Source organism: Campylobacter concisus, assembly GCF_002913945.1.
Lineage (GTDB): Bacteria > Campylobacterota > Campylobacteria > Campylobacterales > Campylobacteraceae > Campylobacter_A > Campylobacter_A concisus_P.
The window spans coordinates 1-17,985 of the sequence record NZ_POZK01000030.1; the positions used below are offsets into that span (position 1 = coordinate 1).

Genomic DNA, 17,985 nt, shown 5'->3' on the forward strand with positions numbered 1-17,985 from the left:
TCTATATATTTATCTTTTAAACTTAAAAATTTAAATAAATTCGAGCTAATTATGAGCTTTTTATATAATAAAAAAGTGATATTATTATTAAAATAACAATTTATCTAAGCTATATTATTAAATATAGCTTAAAAGCTACTATAAATTTTTCTCCAAAAGTCGTTTTATCTAGGTTAAAAGTCAAAGCTTAAAAAAATAAAGTAGTAATTAATATTTAAAATATTAAATATCTATATAATTTCATTAATACATTTTTTATAAGGAGAATGGTTATGGCAACCAGAAAAGAACACGATTTTATAGGTGAGTTGGAAATCTCTGACGATTTTTATTATGGTATCCAAACATTTAGAGCTACCGAAAATTTTCACATGAGCGGTAGAACTTTAAAAGAGTATCCATACTTTGTAAAAGCATTTGCACAAATCAAAAAAGCAGCTGCACTTGCAAATAAAGAGGTTGGTGTTTTAGATCCTAAGATCGCTGATACGCTAGCAAAAGCTGCTGATAGAGTAATAGCTGGTGAGTTTTTAGATCAATTTGTGGTTGATATGGTTCAAGGTGGTGCTGGAACAAGTACAAACATGAATGCAAATGAGGTTATTACAAATATCGCACTTGAGAGCATGGGGCATAAAAAAGGTGAGTATCAATACATCCATCCAAACGATCATACAAACCTTGGACAAAGCACAAATGACACTTACCCAAGCTCAATAAAAGTAGCAACTTACGCAAAACTTACTGATTTGCTTGCTGCGATGAATCTACTAAAAGATGAACTTGATAAAAAAGCAAAAGATTTTAAAGATATCATTAAAATGGGTAGAACTGAGCTTGAGGACGCAGTTCCTACAACACTTGGAAATACATTTAATGCATTTGCAAGCTACATTAAAAGCGATATAGAAAAGATCACAGCTGCACGCGAGTCAATGACATATCTAAATATGGGTGCAACTGCGATTGGTACAGGTATTAACTGCCACCCTGATTATAAAAATGTAGTTGTTAAAAAGTTAAAAGATATCACTGGTGTTGATTTCAAAAAAGCTGATGATTTCATCGCAGCTACACAAGACACTGCAGACTTTGTACACGTAAGTGGTGCGTTAAAAACTGCAGCTGTTAGACTTTCAAAAATCGCAAATGACCTTCGTTTGATGAATTCAGGTCCAAGATGTGGCCTTGGCGAGATAAATTTACCACAAATGCAACCAGGTAGCTCAATCATGCCAGGCAAAGTAAACCCAGTTATCGCTGAAGTTGTAGGCGAAGCGTGCTATGAAGTGATCGGTAACGACGTAACTATCATGCTTTGCTCAGAAAGAGGCGAATTTGAGCTAAATGCATTTGAGCCAGGCATCGCTTATGCATTATTTAACTCTATATTTATCCTTGAAAACGCGATGAAAACACTAGCTGAAAAAGCTGTAAAAAAACTAACAGCAAATCCTGAAGCTTGCTTAAAATCAGTTCTAGGCTCAGTTGGTATCGTAACTGCGTTTAACCCATACATCGGTTACGAAAAATCTGCAAGTATTGCTAAAGAAGCTTTACAAACTGGTAAAGCAGTTGGTGATATCTGCCTAGAGAGAGGCTATCTAAGCAAAGAAGAGATCGACAAAATTTTAGAGCCAAAAAATATGCTAAATCCAAGCATGGTTAGGTAAAAATTTAAGCAAAGTATTATTAAAAGCGTGTCAAAATTCTGACACGCTTAAGTAAAAAATTTAGTTATAAAATTTAATAGAGGAGTTTTCAATGGATATTTCATTGATATTACAGTTGATCGTGCTTTTTGGTGCGATATTCTTGGGTGTTAGACTAGGCGGTATGGCTATTGGTTATGCTGGTGGCATCGGCGTCGTAGTTTTAACTTTAGGACTTGGATTAAAAGCAGGTAGTATACCTTGGGATGTTATTTTAATCATTATGTCCGTTATAGCTGCTATTACAGCGATGCAAGTAGCTGGTGGCCTTGATTATTTGGTGCAAATAGCCGAAGGGATACTAAGAAAACATCCAAAATACATAAATTTCTTAGCCCCAGTTGTCACTTATTTACTAACTGTATTTGCCGGTACTGGACACACAGCATTTTCTATGATTCCAGTTATCACTGAAGTTGCAAAGACACAAAATATTAAACCTAGCGCGCCTCTTAGTATAGCTGTTGTTGCTAGTCAGATAGCTATTACTGCAAGCCCGGTTTCAGCAGCGGTTGTATTTATGGCTGGTGAGCATGCTTTGGGTGGACTTGGCATTAGCTATCCATTACTATTAGCTATCTGGATACCTACAACTTTTATTGGTTGTATGTTAACAGCTCTTGTTATAAATATATTTTATAATCTTGATCTAAGTAGCGATAAAGAGTATCAAAGAAGACTTAAAGAAGGGCTAATCAAAGATGTTAAAATCGAAGAGAAAAAAGAGCTTCCAAAAGGAGCTAAACTATCTGTTTTAATATTCTTAGTCGGTGTCATCTCTGTCGTTTTATATGCTACTGCTATTAGTAAAAACGTAGGCTGGATAAAACCAAGCTATGTAACAGGCTATGAAAAAATTTATGAGACCAAAAGTCCAGATAAATTTAATGAACTTGTCGCAAAAGATATAAAAGTCAAAACTGACTCAACTACTAATGTAAAATATGTAGAAGATCCAGATAAACCTACAAAGGTGTTGGTATTAACTAGAGATAACGCTATTATGAGCTTTATGCTAGTTATCGCTACTTTAATCACACTAACTTGTGGCGTTAAAGTCGATAAGCTATTTAATACAGCTACATTTAAAAGCGGTATGACCGCGTGCGTCTGTGTGCTAGGTGTAGCGTGGCTTGGAGATACTTTCGTGGTAAATCATACCGATGCGATCAAAAATTTTGCCGGCGATTTTGTTAAAGACTATCCGTTTATGCTAGCTGTTGCGCTATTTTTTGCTAGTATGCTTCTTTATTCTCAAGCTGCTACCGCAAAGGCGCTTATTCCTACGGTTATAGCCGCACTTGGTTTAACTGCTGCAAATAACGGTGACGCATATATTTTAGTTGCATCATTTGCTGCAGTTTCAGCATTGTTTGTATTGCCAACATATCCGACACTACTTGGAGCCGTTCAAATGGATGATACTGGAACAACTAGGATAGGTAAATATATATTCAACCACTCCTTTTTTATTCCAGGCGTTTTAGCTATTGCTTTTTCTGTCGCACTTGGATTTTTGATAGCTCCGATACTTTTATAAGTATTTTAAATCAAACTTAAGCCGAGATCTCTCTCGGCTTTTTAAATCCCTTTAAAATTTTTAATTTCTATTCAAAATCCTTAATCAAAATTTTATATTTAAAATTTTTATAAGATCGCGTTAAAAATTATATTAATTAAATTTATCATTTTTATAATTTTATTCATTTTGATATTAGCATACTAATTTTTTAAAACTAAAAATCTAAATATAAATATTAAGTAAAATTTAATTTTATTTTCAACTTTAAATACTAGAATAACTAAAGGCAAATATCTTTTAAAGGGAGAAAGATGAGCTTAAATAGACGAGAATTTTTAAAATTCGGTGCTGGAGTTAGTATGGTTGCATCATCCTTACCGGGTGGTGCTTTGGAAAATGCTGCAAAGCAAGATGAGAAGTACGTCCGTAGCTTTTGCGAGATGTGCTCTTCAAGATGCCCTATTGAAGCAAAGGTCGTTGATAATAAAATTTGCTTCTTAAGCGGTAATCCAAAAGCTGGCGGTACGGCGACTTCGCTTTGTGCAAGAGGTGGCTCTGGGTTTAGTCAGCTTTATGACGAAAATAGAGTCAAAAAGCCTTTGATCAGGGTTGGTGAGAGAGGCGAAAATAAGTGGCGTGAGGCTAGCTGGGACGAGGCACTTGATCTAGTTGCTTCAAAGATGCTTGAGATCAAGCAAAAGTATGGCCCTTAAAGCTTTGTTTTTACCTGTAAAAGCTCGCAAACGCATAAGCTAATGGTAAATTTTGCCTCATCTTATGGCTCGCCAAACTGCTTTTCACACTTTTCATGCTGTCCGATCACATATCAAATGGTCTGCGAGCAGATGTATGGAATAGCTAAGCTAAAAAGAGACTTTGCAAACGCAAAATATATTGTAAATTTTGGTCACAATCTCTTTGAAGGCATAGTTATAGCCGATGCTAAAAAGCTTGCTAAATTTGCAGCTAAAAAAGATACAAAGCTACTTGTGCTTGAGCCAAGATTTAGCGTGGTGGCTTCAAAGGCTGATGAGTGGCTGCCAGTTAGACCTGGTACCGATCTAGCTTTTGTGCTAGCTATCATAAATACATGGATACAAAATGGCACTTACGATAAAGAATTTATTGAAAAATTTACAATTGGCTTTGATGAGATCGTTAAAAGCGTAGAGGGCAAAACGCCTGAATGGCAAGAGGCGATCACCGGCATAAAAGCAAGTGATGTTAGACGCATCGCTGATGAAATTTATAAAGCTGCCCCAAGAGTTATTTTTGATTTTGGGCATAAGACAACCACCACAAAAGCTGAATATATGAGGACAAAGGCCATCATGGTGGCAAATGCGATGATGGGCAACTGGGAGGTTAAAGGCGGTCTTTTTGGTGGTAAAAATGCTAAAACCTTTAACAAACTAGTCGGCGAGGATAAATTCCCCGTTCTTAAAAATCCAGATGAGAAATTTAAAGTACCAAAAGTGACTAGACTAGACTTTGCTGGCGAGACTGGTAGGCATAAATTTGTAAGTAGAAAACATGGCGTTTTGATGGATATAAATGACGCTATCTTAAACGAGAAGCCTTACGCCATAAAAGGCTGGTTTAATATCCGATTTAATCACCTAATAAATGTTGCTGAGACGATGAAGAGCATAGAGGCGATGAAGAAGCTTGATTTTATCGTGGTAAGCGATGTTTATCTAAACGATATGGCGACCTTTGCTGATGTCATCTTGCCTGAGAGTAGCTACCTTGAGCGCGACGAGGGCATAGAGGATAAGTCAGGTCTAAAGCCAGCTTATATGATAAGAAATAAAGTTATTGATCCAGTTGGCGACACAAAAGATGGAGCGTTTATCTTTAGAGAGCTAGCACGCCGCATGAAGATAGACGAGCTTTACACTTGGAACGACATACGTGAGTTTAGGATGCAACAAACTGGCGGAGATGTAAATTTACTTGCCGCTCTTGAAAAAGATGGCTTTATCACGTGGGATGAGCCGGGAATTTTGTTTAGAGAAAAGGGCATGATCGATAAATTTGTTGCTAAATATCCAGTCGCATCTAAATTTGTAGGCGAAAATGGCCTAATGGACGATATGGCTAAGCTTAAAACAAAAAGCGGCAAGATAGAGCTATTTTTACCTGATGTCGAGGCGCAGTTTGCAGGATATGGCGCGCTAAATGATAAAGATATGGACACATTTGACGGACATGATCTTTGTCTAACTTGTGGCAAAACGCCTATTCATACCAATGGCCACACTCAGGCGGTGCCGTCGCTTCATGATCTTATGAGTGATAGCCCTATCTGGATAAATCCAAAAACAGCTAAACGTAAAAATTTACGTGATGGCGATATGGTTGTGGTGAAAAATAAATTTGGCGAGCAAAAGGGCAAGCTCATGGTGACCGAGGGCATTAGGGAAGATACACTCTTTATATATCACGGCTTTGGACACATCACCCCAGCTCTTAAGAGTATAGATCACGTGGGGCTAAATACAAGCGTGCTTCTTAATCCAGCTGAAGGGCCAGTAGCTGCGACTATGGTTACAAATGTTGGCGTTAGCATAAGTAAAGCGTAAGGATAGAAAATGAAAAAATATATGATGATACATGATGAAAATTTATGCATCGGCTGTCAAGGCTGCTCGGTAGCTTGCAGAAGTGCAAACAACGTACCAAGGGGACTTTACCGCTTGCAGGTGCATGCAAAGATGAGTGGGACATTTCCAAATTTAAAGACTGACTTTTTGCGTCAAAGTTGCGTTATGTGCGAAGATGCACCTTGTGTTGAGGTTTGCCCAACTGGCGCTAGCTTTAAAACAGCTGATGGCGTAACGCTGCTTGATCATAGAATTTGCGTTAGTTGCAAATACTGCATCCTGGCCTGTCCATACGACGCTCGTTATGTCTTGCCAAATGGCGAGATAGGCAAATGCACATTTTGCTATGAGAGTAGGCTAGAAGAGGGCAAAGAGCCAGCTTGCGTTAGCGTCTGCCCTACAAATGCCCTAACTTTTGGCGATGTAAATGATGAAAATTCTAAAATTTCAAAGAAATTAAAAGAGAGCAAATACTACTTGCCAAAAGCGGAGCTAAACACAAAACCTTCACTTGCGATGATCGCAAATACAAAAGGAGCACACCATGAATAACATGTCAGGAAGCCTAGCTCAATACTCTGAAATTTACTGGGGCTGGCCGATAGCCGTTTATCTATTTTTAGCAGGACTTAGTGCGGGTGCTAGCATCGTTGCTGTGCTCATTTCAAAAAAATATGGCAAAGAGAACTACTATTTTAAAGCAGCCACTCTTATCGCTCCAGTGGCGATCGTCCTTGGACTTGCTCTTTTGGTGCTTGATCTTGGCAAGCCGCTTAGCTTTTACTGGATACTCTTGCTTTACAACTTCGACTCAGTTATGTCAATAGGCGTTGCATTGCTTCTAGTTTATACGCCTCTTGGCGTTATATATGCAGTTGGTGCATTTAAAAACGAGATCGCAATGCTTAAAATTTCTCTTTTTGACGTGGTTGCAAATTTTGCTAGCAAGCTTTCAAGCCTACTTGAAATTTTGCTTTTTATCCTAGGCATTGGCGTTGGTGCATATACAGGTTTTTTGCTAAGTGCAGCTCACAAGATCGCACTTTGGAATACATCAGTCTTGCCAGTATTATTTTTAGTATCAGGCTTGAGCTGTGCTGGTGCATTTACACTACTTGTTGGCGTGCTAAAAGATAAGGCAAAAAGGCAAAACGATATTGCACACTATTTATTAAAATTTGATTTTTTTGCGATTATTACCGAGTTTTTGCTCATAGTTGCTCTTTTTATGGTTGTAAAAAGTGCAAGCACAAGTGGTGCGGAGAGCGTAGCAAACGCACTTAGCGCAAATTCTCTTGGGCTGATGTTTTATATTGGTGTCATTGGTTTTGGTATGGCTTTGCCTATCATTTTAGACTTAAGCGTTTTAAAGGTGCATGATTTTAAACGCGAATTTGCCGTGATCAACGCATTATTCGTAATATGTGGCGTCTTTTTGCTAAGGTGTTACATTGTCTATGCGGGGCAAATTTTTATTTAATGCTTAAAAAATAATTTTAATTTTGAATTTACCTATTAAATATTACAATAGGGCTAAATCTTAATAAAACTTATTTTTTAGGAGAGAGATTTGAAAATTTTGCTTTTAGAAGATGATTTAGGGTTTCAAGAGAGCGTCTGTGAGTTTTTGCAGACGCTTGGTTATGAAGTTACAGCGGTGAGCGATGGCCAAGAAGCGTGTGATCTGATAGAGAAAAATTTCTATCATCTTTTTATACTTGATATAAAAGTACCTGGTGTAAATGGACATGAAGTTATCAAGTATATAAGAAGTCTAAATCCAAACGCTCCTATCATGATAACAACATCTTTAGTTGATATAGGCGATATGGCTATTGGCTATGAGCTTGGCTGTAACGAATACCTAAAAAAGCCATTTGAGCTTGCTGAGCTTAAATTTAGGGTAGCTGAGCTTATGAGAAAATACTATGGAACTGACGATAAAAACATAGTAAAGATCAATGACGAATTTAGCTTCAATCTAAACAAGCGTGCGCTATTTAAAAACGGCAAAATGGTCGATCTTAGCGCAAAAGAAGTCGCACTTGTTGAGTGTCTAGTTTCACATCTAAATTCTTACGTCAGTATGGAAGAGCTAAGAGATCTTGTCTGGAATGACAAAGAGATAGAAGGCGCTGATATCAGAATGCATGTTTTAAAGATAAGAAACAAAACAACTAGTGACTTTATCACTTCAAAGAGGCGTATAGGCTACAAGATAGATGCACAAGAGCTTTAAGATCCAGATCATAGCGACATTTGTGATAATGTCGCTTTTTTGTTTTCAAAGCTTTGTGATCTTAAATTTAAGCCAAAAAAACAGCACTTCAAAAGCTCTTTTTGGTGCGATGAAGCATGAAACCATTATCAAAAATTCGTTTTTAAAAAATGAAAATATAACTCCTTCTTTAAAGTATAAATTTGCGATCTATGATGTAAATTTTAACCCAATTATTTCAAATCTTACCAAGCAGCCAAGCAACTTTAAATTTGTAACACTTGAAGAAAATGGCTTCTTGTTTTATAAAAGTTTTTTTATAAAGGATAAAACGCCTTATTACATTGTCGTTGAAAAAGAGCTTGATAATGAAAAAAGTATATTTCTAGCGGCACTTATGCTCCTTGTCATCCTTGTGGCTGTGCTTTTTATCGTATATTTCTTATATCTAAGTAGCGTTAAGCCCTATAAAGAGTTTCAAAAGTATATGAACAACTTCTTTAATGACGCCATGCATGAGCTAAAGACCCCGCTTGGTGTAGCTGGTATGAATCTTGAGATGCTTGGGCTTGAAAACAAGTATATAACTCGCATCAAAAACGCCTTAAAACAGATGCAAATAACCTACGAAGATGTCGAGTATTTTATAAAGCGTGGCTACATAAAATTTCCACTTGAGCGCCTAAATTTAGGCGAATACATAATAGAGCGAGTGAAATTTCTCTCAAGCGTAGCTGATGTTAAGCATATCGAGATAAAGACAAATTTAGAAGGCGATGCATTTACTATGCTAAGCAGAGTTGAAGCTCAGCGCATCATCGACAACACCATAACAAACGCAATAAAATACAGCCAAAAAGAGAGCGAGATAATAGTAAATTTAGAGCTTGAAGCAGACCGCATAAATCTTAGCGTGCAGGACTTTGGCAAGGGGATAAAGGACGTCAAAAAGGTCTGGAAAAGATACGTCAGAGAGGATGAAATCCAAGGCGGCTTTGGCCTTGGGCTAAATATCGTCAGTGAAATTTGCCAAAAACATGACATCATATATGGCGTTGATAGCGTTTATAATGAAGGCAGCACCTTTTACTATAAATTTAAACGAGCTTAGATTAAGCATAAAAGCGTAAAATGAAGCCTTAAATTTACAAGGAAAAACTTTGGATAGAATCGTTGAAATCGAAAAAGTAAGCTTTGAAAATGACTTTGAAGTCTCGCTTAGACCAACAAAATTTGAAGACTACATCGGACAAGAAAAGATAAAGCAAAATTTAGATGTCTTTATAAAAGCCGCTAAAAAGCGAAACGAGTGCCTAGATCACGTACTTTTTTATGGCCCTCCAGGACTTGGTAAAACGACCCTTGCTCACATCATCGCAAACGAAATGGGCGTAAGTATAAAAATGACTGCGGCACCGATGATAGAAAAGAGTGGCGATCTTGCGGCTATCCTTACAAATTTACAAGAGGGCGACGTACTTTTTATCGATGAGATCCACCGCTTAAGCCCAGCCATTGAAGAGGTGCTTTACCCTGCGATGGAGGACTTTAGACTTGATATTATAATTGGCTCAGGGCCGGCTGCCCAGACTATCAAGATAGATCTGCCAAAATTTACGCTGATTGGCGCAACGACGCGTGCTGGCATGATCTCAGCGCCTTTAAGGGACCGCTTTGGGATGGACTTTAGGCTGCAGTTTTATACAAGCAGCGAGCTAAGCCGTATCGTGCAGATAGCCTCTGCCAAGCTTGGCAAAGAGTGCGATAAAAACGCCTCGCTTGAGATCGCCAAACGCTCACGTGCCACGCCAAGGATCGCTCTTAGACTATTAAAGCGAATTCGCGACTTTGCCGAGGTAAATGACGAGCAAATCATCAGCCACGAGCGCGCAAAAGAGGGGCTTAACGCGCTTGGGGTAAATTCGCTTGGATTTGACGAGATGGATATTAGGTATTTAGAAATTTTGATGCAAGCAAGGCGCCGTCCTATGGGGCTTAGCACGATCGCAGCGGCACTTAGCGAGGATGAGGGCACGGTTGAGGACGTCATCGAGCCATATCTGCTTGCAAATGGCTTTATCGAGCGCACGGCAAAGGGCAGGATTGCAAGTGCGAAGTGCTTTGAGACCTTTAACGTCAAGATCGACATCGAAAAAGGGCTTTTTGAGTAGAGAAATTTAAATTTGGAGCAAAAATGGGCGAGCCACATCTTTGTCCTAAGTGCGAGCAAAGGACGATTTACTTTGACGGGATCTGCTACTGGTGCAGGCAAAAAGAGAAGCTGGAGTTTTACGAGGGCCTAAGCGAGGATGAGATCAAAAAGAGGCAGAAAAATATCCTTACGCACATTGACGAGCTAGATAAATTTGATGAAATTTACAGCGATCTCACATATATTTTCTATGTGCATGGTATTTGCGATGAGCAGATCATTGAAGAGCTGACAAAAAACGGCGAGTACTACCCACCTGAAATTTACAAAAATGCTTCGGCGAATATCCGAGATGAGCTTATAAAGAGGCTTTCAAGCGAAGAAAATATAGTCAAGCTAAATCACATCCTTTCAGCACTTGCCTGGCAGGGCGATGAGGTGGTAAGGGAGCTATTTTTTAAGCTTTATGGTGCGCCAAAGCCTTGGAAGACGAAGCTTTATGCTGATACTGATGGGTACTCGCAGACTGCTGGCTGGAGCTTTGATAGCAGTGGCAAGAGAAGAAGCTTAGTTTTTGATAGGTGTTTTATCTGCGAGCCAAGTAAAAACGCAGATGCAGGTGTTAAATTTAAGGCATTAAGCGATGAAAAATGTAAATTTTGTAGCGGTGAGATGCTGGAATTTACAATCAAAAAAGAGAGTCTAAAGCGACTTGGGCTAGAGCTTAAAAACGATGCTGTGCTTAAATTTTGCCCGACATGCGTGGGCTTGGTGCAGTACTTTTGCCAAAATGACGGCAAAAGCGTGCAAACAGAAGTGGTAGGCGAGGGTGAGAGTGAAGACTATGTAAGAGAGGCTGTGGCGATGCTTGATGGGCAAAATTTCGAGCTAGCCAGTGAGGTTTGCGCTCACTACTCATATATGATAGATAGCGAAATTTTACTTGGCGGATATCCGCAGTGGGAGCAAGATGCTGAGCATTTAAAATGTCCAAAATGTAGCAAAAGCATGAAATATCTAGCACAAATTCCTTTTGGTGCGTTGATAGATGGCGAGGGAACTATATATGTTCAAGTCTGTGATGAATGCGAGATCATTGGGACAAATTTTCAGTGCACGTAAAAGGTTAAATTAAGTAGCCAAATTTGGCTACTTAAATGGCTTAGTCTTCATCTTTAGGCACAATATCTATTGCCCATGGAGCATCAAAAGGTAGATTATCTACGTCTATGTCAAAATCTCCATAATTTGTTGAGATCGTTGTTTTTACAGCACCATTACTAGGGAAAGCGTACGAATGTATTTTAAATATCTTTTCTTGTCCTTTTGATAGTTTTACACTAACAGCATCTTTGCCATATTTTTTGATAAAAGACTTTAAATCTTTGTATTTTTCTAAATCAAATTCTCCTTTATTTTTAGAAAGTTCTTCATGTATAAAGTATTCTCCATAGTAAGCCCCTCCTTCAAGTGTTACATTAAAGACACGATTATCTACAGTAACTTGCCATATGGCTTCTAGTCTTGGCCGATACCCTTCATTTTTAAACAACTCTTTTGGCGAAAATTTATTGATTACAAGATCGTCCACCTTGGATATTATCTTTACATATGCATCATCTAAATTTATAGGATAACTAATATTTTTTATTTCTAATAGCAGTTTTGCTTCAAAAGGTGCATTTTCAGATGCACTTATGGATGATAAAAATATACAAATAAACAAAATAATTTTTTTCATACTACATCCTTTTATTCTATATTGTATGTAAAGTTGCCAAAATTTGTCACTACTACTATCTCTATAGCATTGCAATCAGCAGAAAATCTATGGGTTTCTCCAAAGCCAAGAATTACACTTGCTGTAAATTGGCCAAATATATCAAATGTAAATTTGTTTAATCTATCGGATTTTTTATTGATTGTTAATCCATTATTGTTACTATATACATAAAATTCTACAGGTTTTTCGCCTATATAGTTTCTTGCAAACCAAGTGGTTTCGCATCTTCCCCTATTTACTATAAAGTTATCTATTCTTAAAAAATCTACTTTGGAGGTAATAGTAAAAGAAGATTTGCTTCCATTTAGCCTTAGTATAAATGCCTCTTCTCCAAAAGCTGACATGTAAAAACCAAAAAGGACACAAAGAGTGATAAAAAATTTCATTTTTTCTCTCCTTGTATAATAAGAGTTTTTATGGCTTTAACTATTTTTTTGTCATTTTCTTTTTCACCACCCAAAAGAGTAGCTAAAAAAGTTATATCAAGGTCTTGTGAGAGTATAAAGTACCTAGGCTCACCGTTTTTACCTATTGGGTAGCCATTTTGACTTGATGTAGTAGTAGCCCATCTCATACCAATGCGCATGTCACCACAATCCTCACTCAATCCAAAGACAATCTCAAATCCACCATTGTTGTAAAGCATCTCGTAGCCACTTTTAAATGGATAAACGCTCATTTTTTCTCCTTAAAAAAATATAAGTGCTATTCTGCCCCCCCCCCAGCTTAGAGCCTACTTAAAATTTTATAAAAGATATACAAAAATTAAATAGGTGTTTATAAAATATTTAAAACTAAAATGTAACTCATGCCACATAAAGATAATAAGTTATCTAAGTATGTAAAATAAAATCTGCTATAATTACCCCATTTTAAGGGAGCAAGATGAACAATAGACTATTTTTTGGAATTTTTGCATTTTGTGCGTTAGCTTTGGTGGTCTATCTTTTTAAACCATATTTGCTTGATATTTTTATCGCTGCACTGCTTGCTGTCGCGGTTTCAAATGTCCAAATCGCATTTTTATCGCTCACTAAAAACCGCAAGACGCTTTCATCGGCGCTTACCACGTCGGTGCTTCTTTGCTTATTTATCGCCCCACTTCTTTATGCGGTAGTTGAGATCGCAAAATACGCGGCTGGCTTTGATATAAACAATGTCACAAAGACTATCGAATTTATCAAAAATTATGATTTTAGGATGCCTGAGTCGATAAATTTTTTAGAGCCAAAGATAAAAGAATTTATCGGCGGACTTGATATTAAAATGCTTTTTTCTCAACTTGCGACAAATCTTGCAAGTCTAGGTAAGTTAAGCCTTAAATTTGGTGTTGATATGATCATTATCTTGGTCTTTTTCTTCTTTTGCAATCTTTATGGCAATGAACTAATCAGCTATCTAAAATATGCGCTTCCGCTAAAGCAAGATGATACAGAGTCTATTTTAAGCGAAGTTGGTAACGTGATGAGCGTCGTTTTTTATTCAACCATTGCAAATATGATAATCCAAGGCTTTTTATTTGCTATTATCACAAGCTTTTACGGCTATGACGGCGTGTTAACTGGCATCTTTTTTAGCTTTGCTTCACTCATCCCAGTCGTTGGTGGTATTTTGGCATGGGGGCCTATTAGCATTTATGAGTTTGCAAATGGCAACACAGCAGCAGCGATAACTATCGCAATTTATACGATCGTAGTGATCTCATTTGCAGCTGATACGCTTTTAAAACCACTTGTTATTAAATTTATAAACTCGAAGCTGGTTAAAATACCAACAAAAATAAATGAACTTCTTATATTTTTTGCGATGCTTGCAGGTATCACGACATTTGGGTTTTGGGGCGTGATCCTTGGACCAGCGATCGTGACATTTTTTATCTCGACTATCAAGCTTTATACGCTTTTAAGAGAGAGAAATTTCGTATAAAAATAGGGACAAATATGATCTATGAAGATAAATTTATAAAAATCGAGCGTGAAGACAATGAACTTCCATGGATAAAAATTTTTACCATTAAGCCATTTCGTGAGCTAAGCGATTGCGATGAAGCGAGTAGGACAAGGCTATTTGAAGCGATGCTTATAAGCGAAAAGGCGATGCTTGAGTTTTATAAACCAACTAAGATAAATATCGCTAGTTTTGGTAACTATGTGCCACACGTGCATATTCATGTTATTGCTAGATTTAGTGGCGATGCATTTTTTCCAGATAGTGTTTGGGCTAATCCAAAAAGAAAAAGTGAGCTTGTGTTGCCAGAATTTGATAAATTTGCAAAATTTTTAGAAGAAAAGTTAAGGGCTAGTTTTGAATAAATATAAAAAATATTTTAATTTCTATATCGTTTTTATCTTTATCATAGTACTTGGAGGGCTTTTTTACTTTCTTTACAGCTCTTATATGGCTGAAAAGATGCAAAATAATATGCGAGTCTTTTTTGATTACCAGGTAAAACAGCTTAATAAAAGTATAGATGATGAGAAATTTTCATCAATGGCGATCTCGATCTTGCTTGCTCAAAATGAATCCATACAAATGTGCTTGCTAGGACAAAGTCGCGATGAATGTATAAAAAATATCGAAAATTTAACCAAAACCCTTGGCGCAGCATCGATGTATAACAACATTAAGCTTCATATTTATGATAAAGATCTAAAAAGCTATGTAAGGAGTTGGGATCTAAACAGATATGGCGATATGATCGCTAGTAGTAGGTTTTTAGTGCAAGAGTCAAGGCATCAAAACAAGCCCATGGTCGGCATCGAGGCGTGGTATGCTGGAACGCATATAAGGGCTGTCTCAAACGTAATACGTGATGGTAAAATTATTGGCAACATCGAGGTTTTGTTAAATTTTGACTCACTTGGAAATTATTTTAAAAAGCAAGGAATTGATCTATTTGTTCTTTTAGCTAAAGACAAGATGCCATCTCGTAAAAGTATTCCAAGTGATCAAATTTTAAATGATTATTACATCGAAAATTTAAGCAGTGCAAATTTAAATATTGTAGGTTTTTTGCGTGATATTAATTTTAAAGAATATGAATTTTACGTTTATAAAACGCACTACTTTTGCGTGGTACCACTAATAGATGCTAGCAACACACAGATAGGCTATTATGTGCTTCATGTAAACACCAATGAAAAAGAGCGAAATATTTCACAAAATTATTTTGAGTCAGAAGAGCTTTTTTAATTTAAGCTATTTAATAAATTTTTATTTGTATTTTAGATAAAAATGGTGGAAGCGAGGGGGATCGAACCCCTGTCCAAAAACAAAATGCATACAGCCTCTACACGCTTAGCAAAAGTGAAAATTTCATCTAAAAAGGCTCACTTTCCAAAACCAAAATTTAGACTAAGACTAAAATTTCAGCTAGCAAGCAGTCACTTTACGAGCCTACTCTAGCTAAATTACTTGCTTTTGTCCTAGCTAGAATTAGACTAAGCAAGGCTCAACTGAACTTACGCAGCTTTAGCGTAAGCAGGAGCGAAATTAACGTTGTTTGCGTTTAAATTTAATTTGAGCTTTTTACGCTTTGCTCAAAGCGACGTGCCACCGTACACACTCTGCTCCTGTCGAAGCCAAGTCGCTCCCAAAAAATAAAATGGTTAGTGAATTATTTAGTTAAGTTTTGCAGGCACATCAATGATTTTTGGTTCAAGAACGCTAAAATATTCAAAATCGTTCTCGACGTCATCTTTATATTTATTAAACTGATCGCTAATAAGTAGTAACCAATCTATAAATTTATCATTTGCTGGCCCTTTTAGACTTCTTGCTTCTTGAGCTATCTCTTCAGCTAAAGTTGTAAGCTTTAATATCGGATCAAGATGCATGAATCCTGCTGCTGATTTAATATTATGAAAAATCCTAGTAAGCTCTAAGATACTATCTTTATATTTATCAGCTCTTCCTAAATTTATTATCAAAGGCTCGAGTAAATCGCACATTAAAGCATAGTGAGATAAAAATTCTTCAACTATATCATAAGAGTAATCTATTTCAAGCCTTTTTAATATACCCATTTTTATGTCCTTAAGAAATTGGCGTAATTGTAGCAAAAATTTGATAAAATTGTTAGCCTTTTAGCTAAAAATCCTTGGAGCTTGCAATGAAAAATGAAAAAACTCAGAAGAAAAAACTAAGCATAAATGATATAAAAAATAAAAAAGACATTGAGCCTATTGTAATGATAACAGCCTATGATGCGTTATTTGCTAAGCTTTTTGATGATTATGCTGATATTATTTTGGTTGGCGATAGCTTAAATATGAGTTTTAATATGCAAGAAAGCACGATAAGCGCGGACATGAATACCATGCTTTATCATACAAAGGCCGTTTGTAACGGAGCTAAAAATACTTTTATCATGGCTGATATGCCATTTGGTAGCTACACAAATGAAAAGCAAGCGATAAAAAATGCGATAAAATTTTTCAAACAGACAAATGCCGATGCAGTAAAGCTCGAAGTTGGCATGCACCAAGTAAATTTAGTAAAGCGCCTTTGTGAAGAGGGCATAAATGTTATGGCTCATATCGGTTTAAAGCCTCAGTTTTATAAATTTGAAGGTGGTTATAAGATAAAGGGTAGAAGCGAGATCGAGGCAAAAAAATTAATTGACGAGGCTTTGGCGTTCGAGCAAGCTGGAGCATTTGGTATCTTGCTTGAGGGTACGATGAGTAGCGTGGCTAGCGAGATAACAAAGCAAGTTCATGTACCAGTTATTGGTATCGGATCTGGGGTAAACGTCGATGGACAAGTGCTTGTGTGGTCTGATATGCTCGGGTTTTTTGAAGACTTTAAACCAAAATTTGTAAAACGCTATCTTGATGGAGCGGATATTGTAAGAAAGAGTGTGCAATCCTACGCAAATGATGTAAAAGGCAAAATTTTTCCAAGTGAAGAATTTTGCTATTAGGATGATTCATATCCGCGTTAAATAAAAAGCGCCAAAAGGCTATCTATTTAAATTTCTTTATAGCCTTTTATATCAAGACCAAAACCTGCAAGGCTTACAAATTCTTTATTTTTATTTGAGCTTAAAAGCTCAATTTCGCTTATGCCAAAATACTTTAAAATTTGTGCCCCAATGCCATAATCTTTTTGCGAGCTTGTATCGCTTTTATTGCTGTCTAAAAATAGTAACACTCCGCCATTTTTACTTAAAAAATCCAATGCCTTCAATAAATTATCAAATTTATCTCCGCTTAAAAGCTCATGATCTTTGCTTATTTTTTGAAATTTTACATTAGTTTGCGCTTTTGTCTCTCCAAAAACATAGGCAGCGTGATTTTTATTTTCGTGATCTTTTATGTCATATCTTTTTGCTTCAAAACCACAGATTTTTACACTCTTTGCGGGCGAAACCTCTATTAAGCTTTCGTGACTAAGTCTGTATTCTACTAATTCAGAAACGCTTATCATATTTAGGTCAAATTTTTTACAGAATTCTTCCAAATAATCACGTCTTGCCATTGTACCATCTTCCTTTACGATCTCACAAATCGCTGCCATTGGGCTAACGCCAGCGAGTTTGCAAAGATCAACTGATCCTTCAGTGTGACCTGTTCGAACGAGTACGCCGCCTTTCTTTGCAATAAGCGGAAATATATGCCCAGGCCTTACAAAATTTTCAGGCACCGAATCAGTACTAGCAGCAAGTCTAATCGTCATATCTCGCTCATAAGCACTTACGCCTGTCGTCGCTTCCTTTGCGTCAATTGTGACAGTAAATGCAGTTTCGTGACTGGATGTATTTTTAGAAACCATTAGCGGCAAATCAAGTCTTTTTGCGTTTGCTTCATCCATCGCAAGACAAAGCACACCTTTTGCATGAGTGATTGCAAAATTTACCTTTTGCATATCGCTGCTTGCCGCTGAAAAGACCAAGTCTCCTTCATTCTCACGGTCCTCATCATCGACCATAATTACCATTTTTCCATTTTTTATATCTTCAATCGCTTTTAATACATTTTCAAATGCCATAAAT

Annotated in this window: 17 protein-coding genes, 1 other RNA gene and 1 pseudogene; 13 read left to right on the forward strand and 6 right to left on the reverse strand. The window is 36.9% G+C overall.

Annotation, left to right across the window (positions count from 1 at the left end; all coding sequences use genetic code 11):
• The first annotated feature begins 272 nt into the window (after positions 1-272).
• From CYP64_RS06895 to CYP64_RS06935, 9 genes and pseudogenes are all read left to right on the forward strand, one after another.
• On the forward strand, positions 273-1,673 hold the full coding sequence (locus CYP64_RS06895; RefSeq protein WP_103649188.1) for an aspartate ammonia-lyase: 1,401 nt from the start codon (positions 273-275) through the stop codon (positions 1,671-1,673).
• Positions 1,674-1,764: 91 nt separating this feature from the next.
• On the forward strand, positions 1,765-3,252 hold the full coding sequence (locus CYP64_RS06900) for an anaerobic C4-dicarboxylate transporter (RefSeq protein WP_054196953.1): 1,488 nt from the start codon (positions 1,765-1,767) through the stop codon (positions 3,250-3,252).
• Positions 3,253-3,545: 293 nt separating this feature from the next.
• A pseudogene (phsA, locus tag CYP64_RS06905) lies at positions 3,546-5,819 on the forward strand (thiosulfate reductase PhsA).
• A gap of 9 nt (positions 5,820-5,828) precedes the next feature.
• Positions 5,829-6,392, forward strand: a complete 564-nt coding sequence (locus CYP64_RS06910) for a 4Fe-4S dicluster domain-containing protein (protein ID WP_072595164.1) — start codon at positions 5,829-5,831, stop codon at positions 6,390-6,392.
• A complete protein-coding gene (nrfD, locus tag CYP64_RS06915; protein ID WP_103649189.1) occupies positions 6,385-7,320 on the forward strand; it encodes an NrfD/PsrC family molybdoenzyme membrane anchor subunit in 936 nt (311 codons plus the stop codon). The genes CYP64_RS06910 and nrfD overlap by 8 nt, the downstream gene beginning before the upstream one ends.
• A 90-nt stretch (positions 7,321-7,410) precedes the next feature.
• Positions 7,411-8,079, forward strand: coding sequence for a response regulator transcription factor (locus tag CYP64_RS06920; protein ID WP_054196949.1), 669 nt, complete (start codon positions 7,411-7,413; stop codon positions 8,077-8,079).
• Complete coding sequence (locus tag CYP64_RS06925; protein WP_103649190.1) at positions 8,063-9,169, forward strand: sensor histidine kinase; 1,107 nt, start codon at positions 8,063-8,065, stop codon at positions 9,167-9,169. The genes CYP64_RS06920 and CYP64_RS06925 overlap by 17 nt, the downstream gene beginning before the upstream one ends.
• Before the next feature lie 49 nt (positions 9,170-9,218).
• The gene (ruvB, locus tag CYP64_RS06930) at positions 9,219-10,229 is read left to right on the forward strand and encodes a Holliday junction branch migration DNA helicase RuvB (RefSeq protein ID WP_021090089.1); all 1,011 of its coding nucleotides are present in this window, start codon (positions 9,219-9,221) and stop codon (positions 10,227-10,229) included.
• A 23-nt stretch (positions 10,230-10,252) separates the two neighbouring features.
• Entirely contained in the window at positions 10,253-11,332 is a 1,080-nt protein-coding gene (locus tag CYP64_RS06935; RefSeq protein ID WP_103649191.1) for a cytochrome C, read from the forward strand.
• Between the two features lie 40 nt (positions 11,333-11,372).
• Here the strand turns inward: CYP64_RS06935 and CYP64_RS06940 are convergent, their stop codons facing one another.
• The 3 genes from CYP64_RS06940 to CYP64_RS06950 are packed head-to-tail and all read right to left on the reverse strand — an operon-like array spanning position 11,373 to position 12,672.
• On the reverse strand, positions 11,373-11,951 hold the full coding sequence (locus CYP64_RS06940; protein WP_103649192.1) for a hypothetical protein: 579 nt from the start codon (positions 11,949-11,951) through the stop codon (positions 11,373-11,375).
• A gap of 11 nt (positions 11,952-11,962) precedes the next feature.
• Positions 11,963-12,379 (reverse strand): hypothetical protein, encoded by a 417-nt coding sequence (locus CYP64_RS06945; protein ID WP_103649193.1) that lies wholly within the window; start codon positions 12,377-12,379, stop codon positions 11,963-11,965.
• Positions 12,376-12,672 (reverse strand): hypothetical protein, encoded by a 297-nt coding sequence (locus tag CYP64_RS06950; protein WP_103649194.1) that lies wholly within the window; start codon positions 12,670-12,672, stop codon positions 12,376-12,378. Before CYP64_RS06950 ends, CYP64_RS06945 begins: the two co-directional genes overlap by 4 nt.
• 206 nt (positions 12,673-12,878) lie before the next feature.
• On the opposite strand from CYP64_RS06950, the gene CYP64_RS06955 reads away from it, so the two are divergent.
• The 3 genes from CYP64_RS06955 to CYP64_RS06965 are packed head-to-tail and all read left to right on the forward strand — an operon-like array spanning position 12,879 to position 15,185.
• Entirely contained in the window at positions 12,879-13,919 is a 1,041-nt protein-coding gene (locus tag CYP64_RS06955; RefSeq protein ID WP_103649195.1) for an AI-2E family transporter, read from the forward strand.
• A 14-nt stretch (positions 13,920-13,933) separates the two neighbouring features.
• Complete coding sequence (locus CYP64_RS06960; protein ID WP_103649196.1) at positions 13,934-14,305, forward strand: HIT family protein; 372 nt, start codon at positions 13,934-13,936, stop codon at positions 14,303-14,305.
• Positions 14,298-15,185 carry a cache domain-containing protein gene (locus CYP64_RS06965; RefSeq protein ID WP_087580572.1) on the forward strand — a complete coding sequence of 296 codons (888 nt, stop codon included), beginning with the start codon at positions 14,298-14,300 and terminating at the stop codon, positions 15,183-15,185. Before CYP64_RS06960 ends, CYP64_RS06965 begins: the two co-directional genes overlap by 8 nt.
• A 43-nt stretch (positions 15,186-15,228) precedes the next feature.
• Here the strand turns inward: CYP64_RS06965 and ssrA are convergent.
• Positions 15,229-15,587: a transfer-messenger RNA gene (gene ssrA, locus CYP64_RS06970) on the reverse strand.
• Positions 15,588-15,613: 26 nt separating this feature from the next.
• Positions 15,614-16,018 (reverse strand): phosphorelay protein, encoded by a 405-nt coding sequence (locus CYP64_RS06975; protein WP_084042130.1) that lies wholly within the window; start codon positions 16,016-16,018, stop codon positions 15,614-15,616.
• 86 nt (positions 16,019-16,104) lie between these two features.
• Between CYP64_RS06975 and panB the strand changes: the two genes are divergently transcribed.
• Positions 16,105-16,914, forward strand: coding sequence for a 3-methyl-2-oxobutanoate hydroxymethyltransferase (gene panB, locus CYP64_RS06980; RefSeq protein WP_103649197.1), 810 nt, complete (start codon positions 16,105-16,107; stop codon positions 16,912-16,914).
• 47 nt (positions 16,915-16,961) lie between these two features.
• Here panB and CYP64_RS06985 read toward each other — a convergent pair whose 3' ends face one another.
• Positions 16,962-17,981, reverse strand: a complete 1,020-nt coding sequence (locus tag CYP64_RS06985) for a bifunctional 3,4-dihydroxy-2-butanone 4-phosphate synthase/GTP cyclohydrolase II (RefSeq protein WP_103649198.1) — start codon at positions 17,979-17,981, stop codon at positions 16,962-16,964.
• Positions 17,982-17,985 lie beyond the last annotated feature (4 nt).

Coding starts and splice junctions, on each gene's coding strand:
- CYP64_RS06895 (WP_103649188.1), top strand. CDS start 273: ATGGCAACCAGAAAAGAACACGATTTTATAGGTGAGTTGGAAATCTCT.
- CYP64_RS06900 (WP_054196953.1), top strand. CDS start 1,765: ATGGATATTTCATTGATATTACAGTTGATCGTGCTTTTTGGTGCGATA.
- CYP64_RS06910 (WP_072595164.1), top strand. CDS start 5,829: ATGAAAAAATATATGATGATACATGATGAAAATTTATGCATCGGCTGT.
- nrfD (WP_103649189.1), top strand. CDS start 6,385: ATGAATAACATGTCAGGAAGCCTAGCTCAATACTCTGAAATTTACTGG.
- CYP64_RS06925 (WP_103649190.1), top strand. CDS start 8,063: ATGCACAAGAGCTTTAAGATCCAGATCATAGCGACATTTGTGATAATG.
- CYP64_RS06935 (WP_103649191.1), top strand. CDS start 10,253: ATGGGCGAGCCACATCTTTGTCCTAAGTGCGAGCAAAGGACGATTTAC.
- CYP64_RS06940 (WP_103649192.1), bottom strand. CDS start 11,951: ATGAAAAAAATTATTTTGTTTATTTGTATATTTTTATCATCCATAAGT.
- CYP64_RS06945 (WP_103649193.1), bottom strand. CDS start 12,379: ATGAAATTTTTTATCACTCTTTGTGTCCTTTTTGGTTTTTACATGTCA.
- CYP64_RS06950 (WP_103649194.1), bottom strand. CDS start 12,672: ATGAGCGTTTATCCATTTAAAAGTGGCTACGAGATGCTTTACAACAAT.
- CYP64_RS06955 (WP_103649195.1), top strand. CDS start 12,879: ATGAACAATAGACTATTTTTTGGAATTTTTGCATTTTGTGCGTTAGCT.
- CYP64_RS06960 (WP_103649196.1), top strand. CDS start 13,934: ATGATCTATGAAGATAAATTTATAAAAATCGAGCGTGAAGACAATGAA.
- CYP64_RS06975 (WP_084042130.1), bottom strand. CDS start 16,018: ATGGGTATATTAAAAAGGCTTGAAATAGATTACTCTTATGATATAGTT.
- panB (WP_103649197.1), top strand. CDS start 16,105: ATGAAAAATGAAAAAACTCAGAAGAAAAAACTAAGCATAAATGATATA.
- CYP64_RS06985 (WP_103649198.1), bottom strand. CDS start 17,981: ATGGCATTTGAAAATGTATTAAAAGCGATTGAAGATATAAAAAATGGA.